A 15,029-nucleotide genomic window follows, 5' to 3' on the forward strand; every position below is an offset into this window, starting at 1 on the left:
CGATGTTTGCAGGGTGTCTGCGGCGCGTCGATTACCTCGGAGGTAAGCCGATCGAGGCGCGGTTGCCGAAAGCAGGGCGGCCCCTGCGGCGATGACCGGGCGGGCGGGCCGAGGTGCAGCGGCTGCGGAAGACGTTGCTGGCCATCATCGGTGGCGCGGGGTCGACCTACGCCGGGACGACGCCGCGCCGTGAGTAGTGAAATCGGTTACTGCGCGCGGGTTTCGGACAGGACTCGGGCGGAGAGCACGATCATCCAGACGGCGGCGATGACGCCCGTGATCCACAGCGGGATGAAGTTGTAGTAGCCCTCGGCGTTCTGGGTGGCCTGGACCGACAAGCCGCCGACGACATAAACGATCATCGTGAGGACGGTGTAGACCGCAAGGCCGGTATGGCCGGCGCGGCGCCAGCGCAGGGCGAAGGCGACCATGGCGCCGACGGCGCCGATCATGCCGATGATCGGGGCGACGGCGTGCAGCCAGCCGTGCCAGCTCAGCGTGTCCGGTGCGAGTGCGGGTGCGCCGTCGGGGTAGCCGAAGGCCGGATCGGTGACGAAGACGCCCCCGGCGATGAGGCCGACGCCGTTGAGGGCGATCCAGCGCGGGCCCCAGGTCCCGGCGGGCTGCCCGCGCAGGACCTCGCGCAGGCCGTAGGCGCCCAGCAGCATGAGCAGGCCGGAGACGACGAAGTTGGCGATATTGAGCCAGCCGAGATCGCCGGTGCTCAACTGGCTCAGCGGGTTCTTGACCATGTCGAAGCTCGCGCGGGTGAGCCCGCCGATGATTCCCGCGGTGATGAACAGGGCGGAGCCGGCGCCGATGGCAGGGATCAGGCGGCGGGCCGATGTGGTGGTGGCTGTGACGGTCATGACGAGTCTCCATCCGGCGTGGTGCGGTGCTACGGATGAAGACGGTGCGGGCGCGCGAAACTGACCGCCGATCTGCCGAAAGCCCCGGGACCGGCCCGGGGCTTTCGGCGGGAGTCCGGTCAGGATGTCATGGGGATGTCGATGTAGGCCCCGTCCTGTCCGCTGGACAGCGTGATGGTGGCGCCCGCAGCGGTTTCATCACCGTACAGCGGATCCTTCGGGTCGATGATCAGCACGAGGCGGTGCAGGACCGGAATGCGATAGTCGGTGGCCTGCAGGCGCAACCGCACCGGTTTCGGCTGGCCGGGCTGCTGGTTGTGCACGGTGGTGGCGGCATGGGTGATGATGCGCATGGCGCCGGTGAAGGGATTGTGGTCGAAGAGGTAGGCCACGAGGGTGACGGTTTCGCTGGAGGGGGTGACGGTCAATTCGAGGGCGGGGATGCCCGCGATGTGCTGTGGTTTGAGGAAGGCGGGCTTGGTCGTCCAGACCGCGGCCGCGGTGCGGTCGACCTCCGCGAAGCGCTGGCGCTTGGGCATGAGCAGGCGCTCGGCGAAGCCGTCGAAGACGAGCTTCTCCACGGCTTGGACCTGCTTCTCGCCCGCCTGGAAGCTGTGGCTGAAGGAGGACGGCTGGTTGAGCGTCAGCGTGCCGTCGGGGGATTCGGGGTTCGGCGCCGTGAGATGGTAGCGGCGCATGGGAAGCGACCAGGAGCGCAGATCCGGCGCTGCCGCCGAGGTGAAGGCGTGCATGGACTCGGTGTGGACCGCGCCGTCCCGGGAGATGTCGTTGTCCTGCTCGCGCACATAGTGGTCGAGCCAGTCGTAGGCGGCTTCGGTGGTGCGGGTGTACACGCCCAGCATGAGACCCGGAATCTCCACCGCGCCATGGTCGCCCACCGCCAGGTCCAGCCGCTTCGGGCCGGGGAAGCGGTCGAAATAGGCGAGCAACTGGTTCTGCGGGAAGATCGTCTCGTGCCAGAAGCTGGTGAAGAAGGTCGGCACGGGCCGTAGGTCCTGCTCCGGGATCTGCGCGGGCGACCTGGGTTTCGCGTAGTCCAGGACCCCTTCGATATTGGTGTTGGCCTGGAAGTCGGCGAGCACCTTCTCCAGTTCGGCACTGGGATTCTCGCTGACCGAGCCCAGGGCGTTCGCGGCCTGAATGTGCCGGGTCTGGTTGTCGTAGAGTGCTTCGCCGAGATCCGCCCAAGTACTCAGGGCGACAACGGCTTTGACCTTCGATTCGGGATTGTTCGCCACCAGCTGGCTGATGCCGGAGCCATAGGAGATCCCGGCCATGCCGATGCGATTCTCATCGATGTTCAGGTCGGCGTTCCCGATGGCCCAATGGATTACCGCGAGCCCGTCCGCGACGTCCTCGGGCCCGGCGACGGTCAGCTCGCCCCCGGAGCCCGGCAGTCCGCGCTCGGTATAGGCGACGACGGCATAACCGCGCATCAGCAGCCGAACGATGGCTCCGGCGTACATCTTCCAGCCGGTGGCGTCCAAGCCCGCGGGCATGACGATCAGCGGGTGCGGGCCCCCGAGCAGCGGCCGCGCGGCGAACCCGTCGAGTGCTACGCCCTTCTCGCGATGGATGGTCACCGCGCCGAGACTGCTCTGACCGCGCACCGCGGCGATATCGTCGGCCAGGTATTCGGGAACCCCGGCGGTCGAGCCGGTGAGCAGGGCCTGGACGACCGCGTCGGCCATCGCCTCCTGGTCGGGGGCCAGCAAGCGCAACTGATACTGACGAGCCTCTGACATGACCGTATCCTTTCGATCCTGTTCCGCCCGAACACCGTTCGTGATCACGGCAGCGCAGGACTAACGAAATGTGGTTTGACACAAGGACTTTGAATGGTCAGGCCAGCCTGGCTTCGATGCTACCGCTCGTCGCCCACCCGCACCGTCGAATCCGGCATCGTAACAACCGGTCTCATCTGCGCTAACCCATGAGGAAACCCCGGGGCCTAGCCTGCCCCGGGGCTTCGGTGTCCGCCCATTTGCAACACGCCGACACGTTTAAGAACGGGATCAGCTTCAAGTTGACGTGACGCTCTGCGATTGAGCTACGGCCCATTGGTGGCTGGGCCGGCGGGAGTTGAACCCGCAGCCTTCACGTTGAGAAACCGTTCTCTCGATTCGGCGTTCGGCGGCGAATGCTGAAACTGGAGCGATAACGTGAGTTTGAAGGCGCGGTGCCTCTGCCGGTTGGGCTATCCCGCCGTGGATGGCGGGAGGAGGATTCGAACCTCCACTGTGCCGCTGGGCCTGTCACATTGAACTTCTGTTTCAGCTTGCGCTCCTTGCGCACCACCGACAGTAGCCGGTGGCGCGGCGGTCAGCCAAACAAATATCCGAAGACGTCCTCGCCCAGCTTGCGCTGGGTGATCTCGGCATTATTGGCCTCCTCGCGGGCGAACTTCACCGCCTGCTGCAGCTTTTCGACGCGCTCGGTGAGCTCGTTGACCCGCTTGGCCGGCAGCGCGCCCGAGAACTTGATGGTGCGCCAGTAGCCGACCACCACATCCTCGTGATAAACCTCGACCTGTGCCGGATGCTTCTCCGTCGCTTCGGCTTTCACGTGATTGCGCGGAATCTTCTTGGTGCGCACCGTCTGCACCGGCTCGGTGGCGTAGCAGTCGGCGGAGGCGTCGTACTCCCAGGACTCCGAGGCGTCGAGGACCGGCAGCTTGCGCACGAAGGTGTGCAGGTCCACCAGCTGCTTCTCCAGGAACAGCAGATAGGTGACCGGCGCGTCCTGAATCAGCGTGCGCCCGTCGACCACCACATCGGCGCGGGCCGTGCAGTTCGCCCAATCCTTGGTCGCGACGACGTCGAACAGTTTGGTCAGGATTTCCGCCGTGGTCTTCAGGACCTCCTCGGACTTCACCTGTACGCGCGTCGACTCGGGCGGCAACTGCTCGCCCTCCTCGTCCTTGGGACGGTAGGTGCGCGAAATACCGCTCAGCAGCGGGTTCTTACCCAGCTTGTGATGGGCGTCGGTGAGCTCGGAGAAGGTCCGGGACTTGATCCCTTTCTCTACGGCGACAATCTGATTCAAACGTGTCATGCCGGAACTGTAGCGGCGGAGACGAGCGCCCTACCAATGGTTTTCACGCCGCGGATCCCGACCCAGAAGTGCGGCGATATTGTCCATGGGGGTCAGCGACGAATCCTCGTGCAGGGGAGTGCGGTAAACGCCGCCGGGTCCATTGAGCGGGCTGCCGGGAGCCGTCGTGGCCCGCGCCATGGGGAGAGCGAGCTCGGTGAGGCGGGCGGGCACCGGGCACGGGCGCCCCAGCGCGCGTGCGATATCCCAGCGATGGACGAGCATGTCGACGAAGTGGATTCGCAACACCATCTCGGTGGGGATCGTCCCGGTGAGCGGAAGCCGCACCACCTCCCCGGCCTGCTCCATGGCGGCCATCCAGCGCGCCGCGATCCGGGCGAAGCCATCACGCCGATCGGCCGCCTGCTCATCGAGCGGCCCCAGCACGGTTTCGATGATCTCCTCGTGCCGCTCGTTCATGTGGTCGATCAGGTCCGCGACGTTCCACCCGGTGCACGGCGTCGGCGCGGTGAGATCGCTCTCGTCGAGGGTGGCGATGTCATGGCCGATCAAGGCCAGGGCCGTCGCATCGAGTCGTAACAGGTCGCTCATCAGGCACACTCCGGTTTTAGCGTTCGATCGTTCGCTATCACTATAGCGAACGATCGGACGCTATAGTTGGATTCATGTCGCCGCGTAGCTCATTCGCCGATGCCGCCCGCACCCGGGAACGGATCGTGCGGCTCGCGGTCGACGAGGCTTCGCGAATCGGCCTGGAGGGCTTGACCATCGGCTCGCTCGCCGACCGATTGGGCATGAGCAAGGCGGGCGTGGTCGGCCCCTTCGGCTCCCGGGAACAACTGCAGGCCGCCGCGCTGGAACAAGCCGGGCAGATCTTCCGTGCGGCCGTCATCGCACCGCTGGCGGAGTTCCCGCCGGGCGCGGGCCGTTTGACGCGACTGATCGACGGCTGGGTCGAGTACCTGGCCGAGTGCCCGTTCCCCGGCGGCTGTTTCGTCACCGCGGCCTCGACCGAACTCGACGGCAGGCCCGGGGTGCTCCGGGACCGGCTCGCCGCGGTCGCCGTCGAGTGGCGTGCATTCCTCGCGGCCGAAGTGGCTGCCGCGCAGGCCGACCTGCCGCAGCCGCACCGGTCGCCGCGGGAGATCGCGACCGTCTTGATCGGCACCGCGATGGCGATCAACGAGGAGATTCAGTTGCTGCACGACTCGTCCGCCGCCGCGCGGGGCCGCGCCGCCATGCGCGCCGTGGCCGGACTGAGTTAGCAGCTCATCGAATTCGCGACACGCCCGCAATAGCATCGTTGTAACACTCGAGCGTCCAACTCCGACGTTCCCCGTGACTCGTGGGCCGGTCTGTCGGGAGCCTGTCCGTCCGCTTGTAGTTGTTCTTGGAATGGGGAATAAGGGCATGGCTCTTGGCGATTTTTTCGCGCGTCATCGCATAGCCTCCGCGGTCGCTGCACCCGCGGTTCTGGGCGTGGCAGTGGCTGTCGCAGCGACGTTTTCGGTGACGTCGTCGACACCGGACGACACCACGGAAACACAGCTCAAAGCCTCGGTCACGGAATGCCATGACATGGTGACCATTTCGGTCGCCGGACGTGGTGACACACCGCGCACCGGTGAGGCGAAACTGCTGGTGGGAGCCAATGGCGAGGAATTGCCCGCCGCTTTGGCGGGTGATCATTCCAGCGAGTGGCTGGACCCGGTGGTCAATGCGCCCGACGGCTCGGTGGACCCCGACTCCTATGCTGCCGTTTATATTGCCTATCCGGCGAATATGGCCACCTACGAAGATGCCGTCAATACCGGTGTGGCCAATGCCGAACGGGTGATGACGGAGATTTCGGCGGCTTGCCCGGATACCAAGTTCTCGATCGTCGGCTACAGCGAAGGCGCGGATGTGGTGCGCCGCGTGGCGATGAAGATCGGAAATCAGGAACCCGGCGCGAACGGGGAATACGGGATTGTCGATCCGGCCGATGTGGTCGGCGTCGTCATTCTCGCCGATTCCGGTCGCCAGGCCGGCGACGGCCCGTTCATCGGCGCGCAGGACCCCTTCAGCAATCCCGACGGCTTCGACCAGAAGTATCAGAACGGCGCGAAGCCGGTGGCGGGCCAGGGCGCACTGCCCGGCACCAGCGGCGATTTCGGCAAATTGAACGGCAAGATCGCCTCGTTCTGCTCCGACGGCGACCTGACCTGCTCGGCGCCGCAGAATATTTCGCTGCTGCAACTGGTCGTGAACGTGGGCCGGCAGGTGAATGCCGATCAGCTGGAACGCGAGGGGCTCACCCCGGCGACCGGACAGGATGTCGCCACCGCGCTGGGCCGTATCGCCATGGCGGCCTTCGCGGATATCTCCTCGCAGCCGAACTGGATGGCCAGCGACGAGACCTTCCTCACGGTGCTGCTGCGGGTATCGGACCCGGCCTACAAGCCGGGTGAGAAGAAGGCTCCCGCGGCCGCGGACGCCATTGCGGCCGAGAACATGTCGCCGCTGGCGTATCTGCCGCAGAAGATCTTCAACGAGATCGTCGGCCTCATCGTGACCAACCAGAACACCATTCCGGTCATCATGAGCGACCCGTACAAGCTCACCCTCGGCCCGAACGGCACCGGCCACCACTTCGACTACTGGCGCGATGCGAATCCCCAGGACGGCAAGCCGCTGACCTCCGCCGAATACGCGGCGGCCTGGCTCACCGAGCTGGCCAAGAAGGCGCAGGCCGGCGAGCTGAACACCACGACCGCCAAGCCGTCGGCCAATGCCGCCGTGCTGGCCGCCGCGCCGGAGAGCACCTCGGGCGCGCCGACCACGACCTCGAAGTCGGGCACCACCACGGTCACCACCACCCCCGGTAGCGACCCGAAGGCCCTGACCACGACCACCGGTCCGACGACCACGCTGCCGACGACGACCGCGCCCACCACGACGCCGCCGACGACGACCGCGCCGACCACCACCGATCCCGCGGCGCCGCTGACCACGACCGCCGCCCCGGAGGTGACCACCCCGCCCACCACCGCCGCGGACGTGGCGCTGCCGGAGACGACGCAGCCGACCACCACCGCCCCGACCACCACCGCCCCGACGACCACCGCGCCCACCACGACCACGGCGCCGGTCACCACCACCCCCGCCAACTGACCGCTCCACCGAACGAACACAGCCGCAGGTCATCGACCTGCGGCTGTGTTCTTTTCGAGCTATTTCGGGCGATCAGGCGGTCGTCTGCCGCTTGGGCAGCTTCCAGCCCGGCCGCGGGAAGTGGCAGGTGTAGCCCTCCGGATACCGCTCCAGGTAATCCTGATGCTCCGGCTCGGCCTCCCAGAACTCGCTCGCCGGCGTCACCTCGGTGACCACCTTGCCGGGCCACAGCCCCGAATCGTCCACATCGGCAATGGTCTCCAGCGCGATCCGCTTCTGCTCGTCATCGAGATAGAAGATGGCCGACCGGTAGCTGCTGCCGATGTCATTGCCCTGGCGATCCTTGGTGGTCGGATCGTGGATCTGGAACAGGAACTCCAGCAACGCCCGGTAATCCGTGCGCGCCGGGTCGTAGATGATCTCCACGGCCTCCGCGTGCCCCGGGTGATTGCGATAGGTCGGGTGGTCGTTGACCCCGCCGGTGTAGCCCACCCGGGTCGACACCACTCCCGGCTGCTTGCGGATCAAATCCTGCATGCCCCAGAAGCATCCGCCGGCCAGAATCGCCTTGCGCGTGTCGGTCACGCTTCCTCCTTCGTGAAGAGAGTCTTGTACTGCCCGTAGCCCTCCGCCTCGAGGTTATCGAGGTGAATGAACCGCAGCGCCGCGGAGTTGATGCAATACCGCAGCCCGCCCGCCTCGCGCGGCCCATCGGGGAACACGTGCCCGAGGTGGCTGTCGCCGTGCGTGGATCGCACCTCGGTGCGGATCATGAAATGGCTGCGATCCTTCTTCTCGACCACGGTGCCGCCGTCGATGGGCTTGGTGAAGCTGGGCCATCCGGACCCGCTGTCGAATTTGTCCACCGATGCGAACAACGGTTCCCCGGACACCACGTCCACGTAGATTCCCGGCTCGTGGTTGTCCCAGTACTCGCCGGTGAACGCCCGCTCGGTGCCGTTCTCCTGCGTAACGTGGTACTGCTCGGGCGACAGCGCGGCGACCGCCGCCGGATTCCGGTTGTATTCCTGCGCCACTTGACCTCCTCGGTTCGGCCACACGTACAACCGACGCCCCTGCACCGACCTTCCCCGCTGCCGGGCCACGTCATACTTCCGTCATCTATCGCTGTCCCGAGCGTACGCGCGGGCTATCCGGTTGTCCGGCGCCGCAGGAAGCCGGTCACGACGGCCGCGTAATCGGCCGGGCGGGTCACCAGCAGGGAGTGGCCGCCGGTGGGGAAGGCCTCGAACTCGGTGTGCGGGTGCAGCGCGCGCAGGCGGCCGGTGTGGGTCTCGGTGATCAGAGGATCGTCGTCGGATCGGACGATGAGGGTGGGGCCCTGCCACGGCGGCTGCTGTTGCAGTTCGGGCAGGCGCTCGGCCAGATCGAGCAGCCAGCGCAGGGCATTGGCGGAGCCCTGCCGGCCGGCGCGGTCGTAGGCGGCGTCCACTTGCCCGACCCAGAACTCGGCTTCGGCGGAATCCCGCCAGGCGGCGCGCAAGGCTTGCCGGGCGGCCGCGCGAGTCTGCTCCCACGGTGTCGATTCCGTGGCTGCCACACGGGTTTTCAGTCGCTCGATGTCTTCGGGCCCATACAGGCCGGTGCCGGTGAACACGATCGATTCGATCCGTCGCGGCGCGCGGCGCGAGAGCACCTCGGCCAGCATGCCGCCCGCGGATTGGCCGATCAGATGCACGGATTCGATGTGCTCCGCATCCAGGACGGCGATCAGGCCGTCGGCGAGTTCGTCGAATGATGTTGCGGTGGCGGGATAGTCGGCGGTGAGCACGGTGAAATCGGGTAGCAGCGCGGGCGTCAGGTCGAGCCAGCTGATCGCGATGCCCGCCCCGCCGGGCAGGAGTAGTACGGGAATGCCTTGTCCGCCAAGGTAATAGGACCAGTCGTGCCCGTTCGCGCGCAGCTGTCTCCGGTCCAGGTCGCGTTCGAAGGCCGCGGCCCGCTGCTGAATCGACTCCATATCGCGACGTTAACATATGCCTACCTGATTATGGGTTTGCTCATTTTCCCTCGCTGACGTACCGGTCCTCGGCGTTTGCTTCGAGGTTGGGGAGGTATCCGGTCGATCGGTAGGCAAATCTAGGTAAAGGGGATGTTCATGTTGTTACGACGAGTTGCGCGGCCGCTGCTGGCGTCGGCGTTTGTGGTGGATGGGGTCGACACCTTGATGCATCCCGAGCAGCGGGTCGAGGTGGCGGGGGTGCTGTTGCGACAGGCCAAGGACCGCAGCACCGAGGACATCGGCGCGAAGCTGCCCGATGATCCGGAGCTGGTGGTGCGGATCAATGCCGGGGCGCAGGTCGTGGGCGGGGTATTGCTGGCCCTGGGGCGCGCGCCGCGGGCGGCGGCACTGGTGCTGGCGGCGACGGTGGTGCCCTCGGCGCTGATCGAACAGGACTTCTGGGCGGAGAAGGACCCGGAGCGGAAGGCCATCAAGCGCAACGCGTTCCTCAAGGATGTGAGCCTGCTCGGGGGGCTGCTCATCGCGAGCGCCGATACCGAGGGCAAGCCGTCGCTGGGCTGGCGCGGGCGGCGGGCGGCGCGCCGGACCGCGGCCGCGGTGTCGGCGGCGATTCCGGTCGGGGCGTCCAGTGATACCGGCGAGGCTCTGACGGAACAGTTGCACGACACGGCGATTCGCGCCAAGGCGCTGGCCGGGCTGGCGGCGGACAAGGGTGCGGAACTGGCCGAGCTGGCGCGCGAACGCGGGGCGGAGTGGGCGGAGATCGCCAAGGAACGCGGGCCGGAATGGGCCGAGACGGCGCGGCACCGGAGTGCGGAGCTGGCCGAGGTGGCCCGCGACCGCGGCGCCGAACTGGCCGAGCTGGCCCGGGAACGCGGTGCGGAGCTGGCCGGGATGGCCAAGGACCGTGGCCCCGGCTGGGCGGATGCCCTCCGTGAGAAGGAAGCCGAACTGGCCGAGGCCGTGCGGGAATGGGAGGCGGAGCTGGCCGAACTGGTCAGGGACCGCGGACCCGAACTCGCGGCGACGGCCCGGCAGCGCGGGACGCGGCTGGTCGAGTCGGTGCGCGACGGTGTCGAGACCAGGGTGTCGCGCAGCTAGGCAAACGGTTTCGCGGAGCTGGACGGACGAAAGCTCGCGTACCCGAATCAGGTACGCGAGCTACGCGGGGATCAGGAGCGGTGGCCGTCGCTCAGCGCCTGCTTGCGCAGGGTCGCGAGGGTGCGGCTCAGGATGCGGGAGACCTGCATTTGCGACACGCGCAGGCGCGCCGCGATCTGTGACTGCGTCATGTGCTCGTAGAAACGCATGATCAGCACGCTGCGCTCCCGCTCGGGCAGTTCGGCGATGAGCGGGCGCACCGCCATGGCGTCCTCCATGAGCGTGTAGCAGGGCTCGTCGGCGCCGAGGGTGTTGACGACCGAGCGCACGGTGCCCTCATCGGTGTCCGAGGCGGCGTCGAGGGAATGCGCCTTGTAGGCATTGCGCGCGACCAGCGCCTGGGTGACCTCGGTGAGTTCGACCTCGAGTTCGGCGGCGAGTTCGCGCGCGGTGGGCATGCGGCAGTAGCGTTGCGCCAGCAGTTCGATCGCGGGGCCGATGCGGTGCTGGATCTCCTTGGTGCGGCGGGGAACTCGCACCGCCCAGGTGTGATCGCGGAAGTGCCTGCGCACCTCGCCCATGATGGTGGGCACGGCGAAGGAGAGGAAGTTGCTGCCGCGGGTGACGTCGAAGCGATCGACGGCGAGGACCAATCCCAGCGACGCGATTTGATAAAGATCGTCGAATTCCTCGCCGCGGCCGGTGAAACGCCGGGCGACGTGTTCGGCCAGCGGGCGGCACATCTGGAGGACTTCCTCGCGAATTCGCCTGCGCTGTGGGTCATCCGGCGCCAGCGCGGCCATCTTCTCGAACCAGGGTTCGATGTTCTCGTAGGGGTCGGCGGTGTGTTCCGCCCGACTCGGTCGAGCGTCGGTGATCGGCATCTGCTGCTCCTCGATCTCATAGAGAATCCGACCTCATTGGAATACCCGATCCCGCGTTATCGAAACGTAATAACAGACCGAAGTAGGGTTCAGTTTGTTTGGCCAGATTGGTGGCGGGTAGTCCGAACTGCAGTTTTCAACTTCAGGGAGGTCGTGATGTCGGGGTCGCCGGAAGTGGCGGAGGGCGCGGTTCGGACATTGGTTCCGGCGCGTATCGATCGATTGCCGTGGTCGCGCTTTCACACCCGGATGGTGGTCGCCCTGGGGGTGGCGTGGATCCTCGACGGACTCGAGATCACGGTGGCCAGCGCGGTGGCGGAGACGCTGACCGAACCGGAGACCCTGGCCCTGTCCTCCACCGCGGTGGGGTTGATGGCCACGGTGTACCTGGCCGGAGAAGTGGTGGGCGCGTTGCTTTTCGGCAATTTGTCCGACCGGCTGGGGCGGCGGAATCTGTTCATGATCACGCTGGGCGTATATCTGATCGGCAGCGGGCTCACCGCGTTCACGCTGGGAAACGGTCCCGGCTGGATCGCATTCCTGTATGTCACGCGGTTCATCGCCGGTATGGGCATCGGCGGTGAGTACGCGGCGATCAATTCCGCTATCGACGAGCTGATTCCCGCGCGGTATCGGGGCCGAGTTGATATTGCGGTGAATGGAACCTATTGGGCCGGTGCGGTTATCGGCACCATCGGCACCTACATTCTGCTGAATCATATGAGTTTGTCGGTGGGCTGGCGCATCGGATTCCTGATCGGCCCGGTGCTGGGCGTGGTGATTCTGCTGGTGCGGCGGCATCTTCCGGAGAGCCCGCGCTGGCAGATCATGCACGGGCACGAGCGGGCGGCGGAGACCACCATTGCCGGCATCGAGCGGGAGGTGGCGGCGACCGGGCACGAGCTGCCGCCCATCGACGAGTCGAAGGCCATGGAGGTCAAGCCCGCTGAGCGGATCGGCTTCGTGGCGCTGACCCGGGTGCTGTTCCGCGAGTATCCGCAGCGGGCGGTGCTGGGCGCCTCGCTGATGATCAGCCAGTCGTTCCTCTACAACGCGATCTTCTTCACCTACACGCTGGTGCTGGGCAAGTTCTACGGCGTGCCCGCCTCGGAGACGCCCATCTACCTGATCGCGTTCGCGGCCGGAAACCTGCTGGGGCCCTTCACCATCGGGCATCTGTTCGACACCGTCGGGCGGCGCACCATGATCTCGGGTACCTACATCCTCTCCGGTGTGCTGCTCGCCGTCTCCGCCGCCATGTTCTACGCGGGGTGGCTCAATGCGGTCACCCAGACGCTGTGCTGGTGCGTCATCTTCTTCTTCGCCTCGGCGGGCGCGAGTTCGGCATACCTCACGGTGAGCGAGATCTTCCCGCTGGAGGTGCGGGCGAAGTCCATTGCGGTGTTCTTCGCCATCGGGCAGTGCGTGGGCGCGCTCGGCCCCGGTATCTACGGCGCGCTGATCGGCGACGGTTCGCGGCCGGGCCGGTTGTTCCTGGGCTATCTGCTGGGCGCGGCCGTCATGATCATCGGCGGGGTGATCGCGCGGGCGCTGGCCGTGAATGCCGAGGGCCGGGCGCTCGAGGACATCGCCCTGCCGCTGTCGGTCACCGGGCGGGGCGGGCAGACCCGATCCGAAGGCGCGGGCTCACCGTTCTCGACCTGACCTGGGAAAAGCTAAAGTGGTCTGACCACTTGACCACCTGGCCACTCGGGTCGTACCGTCGGTGGCATGGCGATCAAGCGAATCGATCGGCGCACCGTGCCGGACACCGTGTTCGATCAACTCGTCGGCGAGGTGCTCGACGGGGACCTGGAACCGGGCGCGGCGCTGCCCGCCGAACGGCAGCTGGCCGAGGCCCTCGGGGTGTCGCGGCCGACCGTGCGGGAGGCGCTGCAACGGCTGGCGCACAGCGGGCTGGTCGAGGTCCGGCAGGGCGGGGCCACCACGGTCCGCGACTTCCGGCGCTCCGCCGGTCTGGATCTGCTGCCGCGCTTGCTGATTCGCAAGGGCCGGCTGGACCCGGCGGTGATTCGCAGCGTGCTGGAGACCCGGCGGGCCATGGGCGGCGAGATCGCGGCCCTGGCCGCCGAGCGCGGTGGCTCGCGGATTGCCGGTGCGCTCGATGACGCGCTGGAATCGCTTGCCGCGCAGTCGGACCCGGTGGCCCAGCAGATCGAGGCGCTCGGCTTCTGGGATCACCTGGTGGATGCCGCGGATTCGATCGTCTACCGGCTGCTGTTCAACAACCTCAAGGCCGTGTACGAGCCCGCGATCGTCGCGCTCGCGGGCGTCATGGCCGCCGAGGTCGGGCAGATCGACCGGTATCGGCGGCTCGCGGCGGCGGTCACGGACGGCGACAGCGCCGCCGCCCGCGAGTCCGCGGGCGAGCTCTTGGCTTTGGCGGGCACGGAATTCGAGACCGTGATGCGCCGGATGGAGGAAACAGAACAATGAACGTAGCCACGCGAATCAGAAATCGTCGCGCCAAGGAAGCCGCGATCGACGCACAGGCCCGCACCCAGCTGGCCGCGGAGGAAGCCCGGCCGCGGCGCAAGCAGCTGACCCTCGGCGCGGCCTTCCGCGAATTCCTGCGGCATCCCTCGCCGTGGATCATTGCCGGAATGCTGGTCACCGCGCTCACCGCCCGGATCCTCGCCGGCGACTGGCAGTGGACCGACGCCCTCGTCCCCGTGGTCATGCTGGCGCTGTTCCCCTTCACCGAATGGCTCATCCACGTCTGTGTCCTGCATTGGCGGCCACGCACTCTCGGCCCGGTGACCGTGGATTCGCTACTGGCTCGCAAACATCGCGAGCACCACACCGACCCGCGGGCAATCCCGCTCATCTTCATTCCGTGGCAGACCTTCCTGTGGCTGCTGCCCGCCCTGGCCGCCCTCGGCCTGCTGGCCTTCCCCCGGCTCGGAATGGGTCTGACCTTCCTGACCGTGCTCGGCGTCCTCGGCCTGAACTACGAGTGGACGCACTACCTGATCCACACCGACTACAAGCCGAAAACCAAGCTCTTCAAGGCAGTCTGGCGCAATCACCGCCTGCACCACTTCAAGAACGAGCACTACTGGTTCACCGTGACCACCTCGGGCACCGCCGATCGCGTGCTGCGCACCTACCCGGATTCGGCCACCGTGGAAAGCTCGCCGACGGTGAAAGCCTTGCACGCCCGGGCCTGAGCCGGATTCGGCACCGGCTAGCGCGGATCCGCGGCCATGGCATCGCGGACGGTGGTCTCCTGCCTGCCCAGGAAGGTCGGATCCGGTTGCACGACAATCGAGTAGATGGCCTTGGTGGTCGCGAGCTGATCGCGCAGCCAGTTCCGCCGATACGTGGTGTCGTGCAGGCGGCCGTCATCGCCCACGCCCAGGGCGTCGATGCCGACCGAACGGCACAGCGCCACCGTGCGCGGCAGGCTGAAGTCCTGGGTCACCACGATGGCGCTGCCGACGCCGAAGATACGGTGCGCGCGGGCGCAGGATTCGTAGGTGCTGAAACCCGCGTAGTCGAGCGCGATCTTGGCAGCGGGCACGCCCTTGCCGATGAGGTATCGGCGCATGCTGTCGGGTTCGCTGTAGGTCTCGCGGCCATTGTCCCCGGTGAGCAGCAGCGCCTTCACCTTGCCGGAGTCCAGCAGTTGCTTGCCCAGATCCAGGCGGGCGGCGAGGAATTCGGAGGGCGTGCCGTCGCGGTAGACCTCCGCGCCGAAGATGATCGCCACATCGGCGTTCGGGGCGGTCTGCGCGCTGTAGAGGTACTCGTCGGTCGTGAACCGGACCCACAGCACCGAGCCGGCACCCACCAGGAGTGCGGCGAGGACCGCGGCGGTCACCAGTTTCGCGATCCGGCGTGGCCGCAGCCAGGTGGCGGCCCGGGTGCGGACGGACTGCGGCAAGGGGCGGAGCTTCATGGCGTCAGTGTGGCAGCGCCGCACCCGTGATCGGCTTAACG

At 67.0% G+C, this 15,029-nt stretch carries 15 protein-coding genes; 6 read left to right on the forward strand and 9 right to left on the reverse strand.

All coding sequences use genetic code 11. The features are described from left to right. Positions 1-206: 206 nt before the first annotated feature. The 4 genes from ACFVIV_RS14480 to ACFVIV_RS14495 all read right to left on the reverse strand — a co-directional run bounded on the left by ACFVIV_RS14480 (position 207) and on the right by ACFVIV_RS14495 (position 4,535). Positions 207-869, reverse strand: coding sequence for a DUF998 domain-containing protein (locus tag ACFVIV_RS14480; protein ID WP_379196212.1), 663 nt, complete (start codon positions 867-869; stop codon positions 207-209). A gap of 119 nt (positions 870-988) precedes the next feature. Beyond that, complete coding sequence (locus ACFVIV_RS14485; RefSeq protein WP_379196214.1) at positions 989-2,635, reverse strand: CocE/NonD family hydrolase; 1,647 nt, start codon at positions 2,633-2,635, stop codon at positions 989-991. A 577-nt stretch (positions 2,636-3,212) separates the two neighbouring features. Beyond that, positions 3,213-3,944 carry a hypothetical protein gene (locus tag ACFVIV_RS14490; protein ID WP_379196216.1) on the reverse strand — a complete coding sequence of 244 codons (732 nt, stop codon included), beginning with the start codon at positions 3,942-3,944 and terminating at the stop codon, positions 3,213-3,215. Positions 3,945-3,974: 30 nt separating this feature from the next. Next, a complete protein-coding gene (locus ACFVIV_RS14495; protein ID WP_379196218.1) occupies positions 3,975-4,535 on the reverse strand; it encodes a maleylpyruvate isomerase family mycothiol-dependent enzyme in 561 nt (186 codons plus the stop codon). Between the two features lie 74 nt (positions 4,536-4,609). Here ACFVIV_RS14495 and ACFVIV_RS14500 point away from each other — a divergent pair, with 74 nt between their 5' ends. Together ACFVIV_RS14500 and ACFVIV_RS14505 are read left to right on the forward strand one after the other, a co-directional pair. Then, on the forward strand, positions 4,610-5,209 hold the full coding sequence (locus ACFVIV_RS14500; RefSeq protein ID WP_379196220.1) for a TetR/AcrR family transcriptional regulator: 600 nt from the start codon (positions 4,610-4,612) through the stop codon (positions 5,207-5,209). A gap of 145 nt (positions 5,210-5,354) precedes the next feature. After that, positions 5,355-7,097 carry a cutinase family protein gene (locus ACFVIV_RS14505; protein WP_379196222.1) on the forward strand — a complete coding sequence of 581 codons (1,743 nt, stop codon included), beginning with the start codon at positions 5,355-5,357 and terminating at the stop codon, positions 7,095-7,097. Positions 7,098-7,169: 72 nt separating this feature from the next. On the opposite strand, the gene msrA is transcribed toward ACFVIV_RS14505, so the two are convergent. The 3 genes from msrA to ACFVIV_RS14520 all read right to left on the reverse strand — a co-directional run bounded on the left by msrA (position 7,170) and on the right by ACFVIV_RS14520 (position 9,078). Next, positions 7,170-7,634 carry a peptide-methionine (S)-S-oxide reductase MsrA gene (gene msrA, locus ACFVIV_RS14510; protein ID WP_379196382.1) on the reverse strand — a complete coding sequence of 155 codons (465 nt, stop codon included), beginning with the start codon at positions 7,632-7,634 and terminating at the stop codon, positions 7,170-7,172. A gap of 44 nt (positions 7,635-7,678) precedes the next feature. Then, complete coding sequence (gene msrB / locus ACFVIV_RS14515; RefSeq protein ID WP_379196224.1) at positions 7,679-8,134, reverse strand: peptide-methionine (R)-S-oxide reductase MsrB; 456 nt, start codon at positions 8,132-8,134, stop codon at positions 7,679-7,681. A 113-nt stretch (positions 8,135-8,247) separates the two neighbouring features. Further along, a complete protein-coding gene (locus ACFVIV_RS14520) occupies positions 8,248-9,078 on the reverse strand; it encodes an alpha/beta fold hydrolase (RefSeq protein ID WP_379196226.1) in 831 nt (276 codons plus the stop codon). Between the two features lie 138 nt (positions 9,079-9,216). Here ACFVIV_RS14520 and ACFVIV_RS14525 point away from each other — a divergent pair, with 138 nt between their 5' ends. Next, a complete protein-coding gene (locus tag ACFVIV_RS14525) occupies positions 9,217-10,182 on the forward strand; it encodes a DoxX family membrane protein (RefSeq protein ID WP_379196228.1) in 966 nt (321 codons plus the stop codon). A gap of 71 nt (positions 10,183-10,253) precedes the next feature. Here ACFVIV_RS14525 and ACFVIV_RS14530 read toward each other — a convergent pair whose 3' ends face one another. Next, positions 10,254-11,066 carry an RNA polymerase sigma factor SigF gene (locus tag ACFVIV_RS14530; RefSeq protein WP_379196230.1) on the reverse strand — a complete coding sequence of 271 codons (813 nt, stop codon included), beginning with the start codon at positions 11,064-11,066 and terminating at the stop codon, positions 10,254-10,256. Between the two features lie 156 nt (positions 11,067-11,222). Between ACFVIV_RS14530 and ACFVIV_RS14535 the strand changes: the two genes are divergently transcribed. The 3 genes from ACFVIV_RS14535 to ACFVIV_RS14545 all read left to right on the forward strand — a co-directional run bounded on the left by ACFVIV_RS14535 (position 11,223) and on the right by ACFVIV_RS14545 (position 14,257). Continuing rightward, positions 11,223-12,731 carry an MFS transporter gene (locus ACFVIV_RS14535; protein WP_379196232.1) on the forward strand — a complete coding sequence of 503 codons (1,509 nt, stop codon included), beginning with the start codon at positions 11,223-11,225 and terminating at the stop codon, positions 12,729-12,731. A 66-nt stretch (positions 12,732-12,797) separates the two neighbouring features. After that, entirely contained in the window at positions 12,798-13,523 is a 726-nt protein-coding gene (locus tag ACFVIV_RS14540) for a FadR/GntR family transcriptional regulator (protein WP_379196234.1), read from the forward strand. Continuing rightward, complete coding sequence (locus ACFVIV_RS14545) at positions 13,520-14,257, forward strand: sterol desaturase family protein (protein WP_379196236.1); 738 nt, start codon at positions 13,520-13,522, stop codon at positions 14,255-14,257. Before ACFVIV_RS14540 ends, ACFVIV_RS14545 begins: the two co-directional genes overlap by 4 nt. Positions 14,258-14,274: 17 nt before the next feature. Here the strand turns inward: ACFVIV_RS14545 and ACFVIV_RS14550 are convergent, their stop codons facing one another. Then, positions 14,275-14,988 carry a vancomycin high temperature exclusion protein gene (locus tag ACFVIV_RS14550; protein ID WP_379196238.1) on the reverse strand — a complete coding sequence of 238 codons (714 nt, stop codon included), beginning with the start codon at positions 14,986-14,988 and terminating at the stop codon, positions 14,275-14,277. Positions 14,989-15,029: the final 41 nt, after the last annotated feature.

The sequence above is a fragment of the Nocardia sp. NPDC127526 genome (assembly GCF_042672265.1).
Classification (GTDB): Bacteria; Actinomycetota; Actinomycetes; order Mycobacteriales; family Mycobacteriaceae; genus Nocardia.

What these genes read in the sequence shown, in the direction of transcription:
- ACFVIV_RS14505 (WP_379196222.1), top strand. Translation starts at nt 5,355, where the DNA reads ATGGCTCTTGGCGATTTTTTCGCGCGTCATCGCATAGCCTCCGCGGTC.
- ACFVIV_RS14495 (WP_379196218.1), bottom strand. Translation starts at nt 4,535, where the DNA reads ATGAGCGACCTGTTACGACTCGATGCGACGGCCCTGGCCTTGATCGGC.
- ACFVIV_RS14485 (WP_379196214.1), bottom strand. Translation starts at nt 2,635, where the DNA reads ATGTCAGAGGCTCGTCAGTATCAGTTGCGCTTGCTGGCCCCCGACCAG.
- ACFVIV_RS14535 (WP_379196232.1), top strand. Translation starts at nt 11,223, where the DNA reads ATGTCGGGGTCGCCGGAAGTGGCGGAGGGCGCGGTTCGGACATTGGTT.
- ACFVIV_RS14520 (WP_379196226.1), bottom strand. Translation starts at nt 9,078, where the DNA reads ATGGAGTCGATTCAGCAGCGGGCCGCGGCCTTCGAACGCGACCTGGAC.
- ACFVIV_RS14550 (WP_379196238.1), bottom strand. Translation starts at nt 14,988, where the DNA reads ATGAAGCTCCGCCCCTTGCCGCAGTCCGTCCGCACCCGGGCCGCCACC.
- ACFVIV_RS14530 (WP_379196230.1), bottom strand. Translation starts at nt 11,066, where the DNA reads ATGCCGATCACCGACGCTCGACCGAGTCGGGCGGAACACACCGCCGAC.
- ACFVIV_RS14490 (WP_379196216.1), bottom strand. Translation starts at nt 3,944, where the DNA reads ATGACACGTTTGAATCAGATTGTCGCCGTAGAGAAAGGGATCAAGTCC.
- ACFVIV_RS14545 (WP_379196236.1), top strand. Translation starts at nt 13,520, where the DNA reads ATGAACGTAGCCACGCGAATCAGAAATCGTCGCGCCAAGGAAGCCGCG.
- ACFVIV_RS14525 (WP_379196228.1), top strand. Translation starts at nt 9,217, where the DNA reads ATGTTGTTACGACGAGTTGCGCGGCCGCTGCTGGCGTCGGCGTTTGTG.
- ACFVIV_RS14500 (WP_379196220.1), top strand. Translation starts at nt 4,610, where the DNA reads ATGTCGCCGCGTAGCTCATTCGCCGATGCCGCCCGCACCCGGGAACGG.
- ACFVIV_RS14480 (WP_379196212.1), bottom strand. Translation starts at nt 869, where the DNA reads ATGACCGTCACAGCCACCACCACATCGGCCCGCCGCCTGATCCCTGCC.
- msrA (WP_379196382.1), bottom strand. Translation starts at nt 7,634, where the DNA reads ATGCAGGATTTGATCCGCAAGCAGCCGGGAGTGGTGTCGACCCGGGTG.
- ACFVIV_RS14540 (WP_379196234.1), top strand. Translation starts at nt 12,798, where the DNA reads ATGGCGATCAAGCGAATCGATCGGCGCACCGTGCCGGACACCGTGTTC.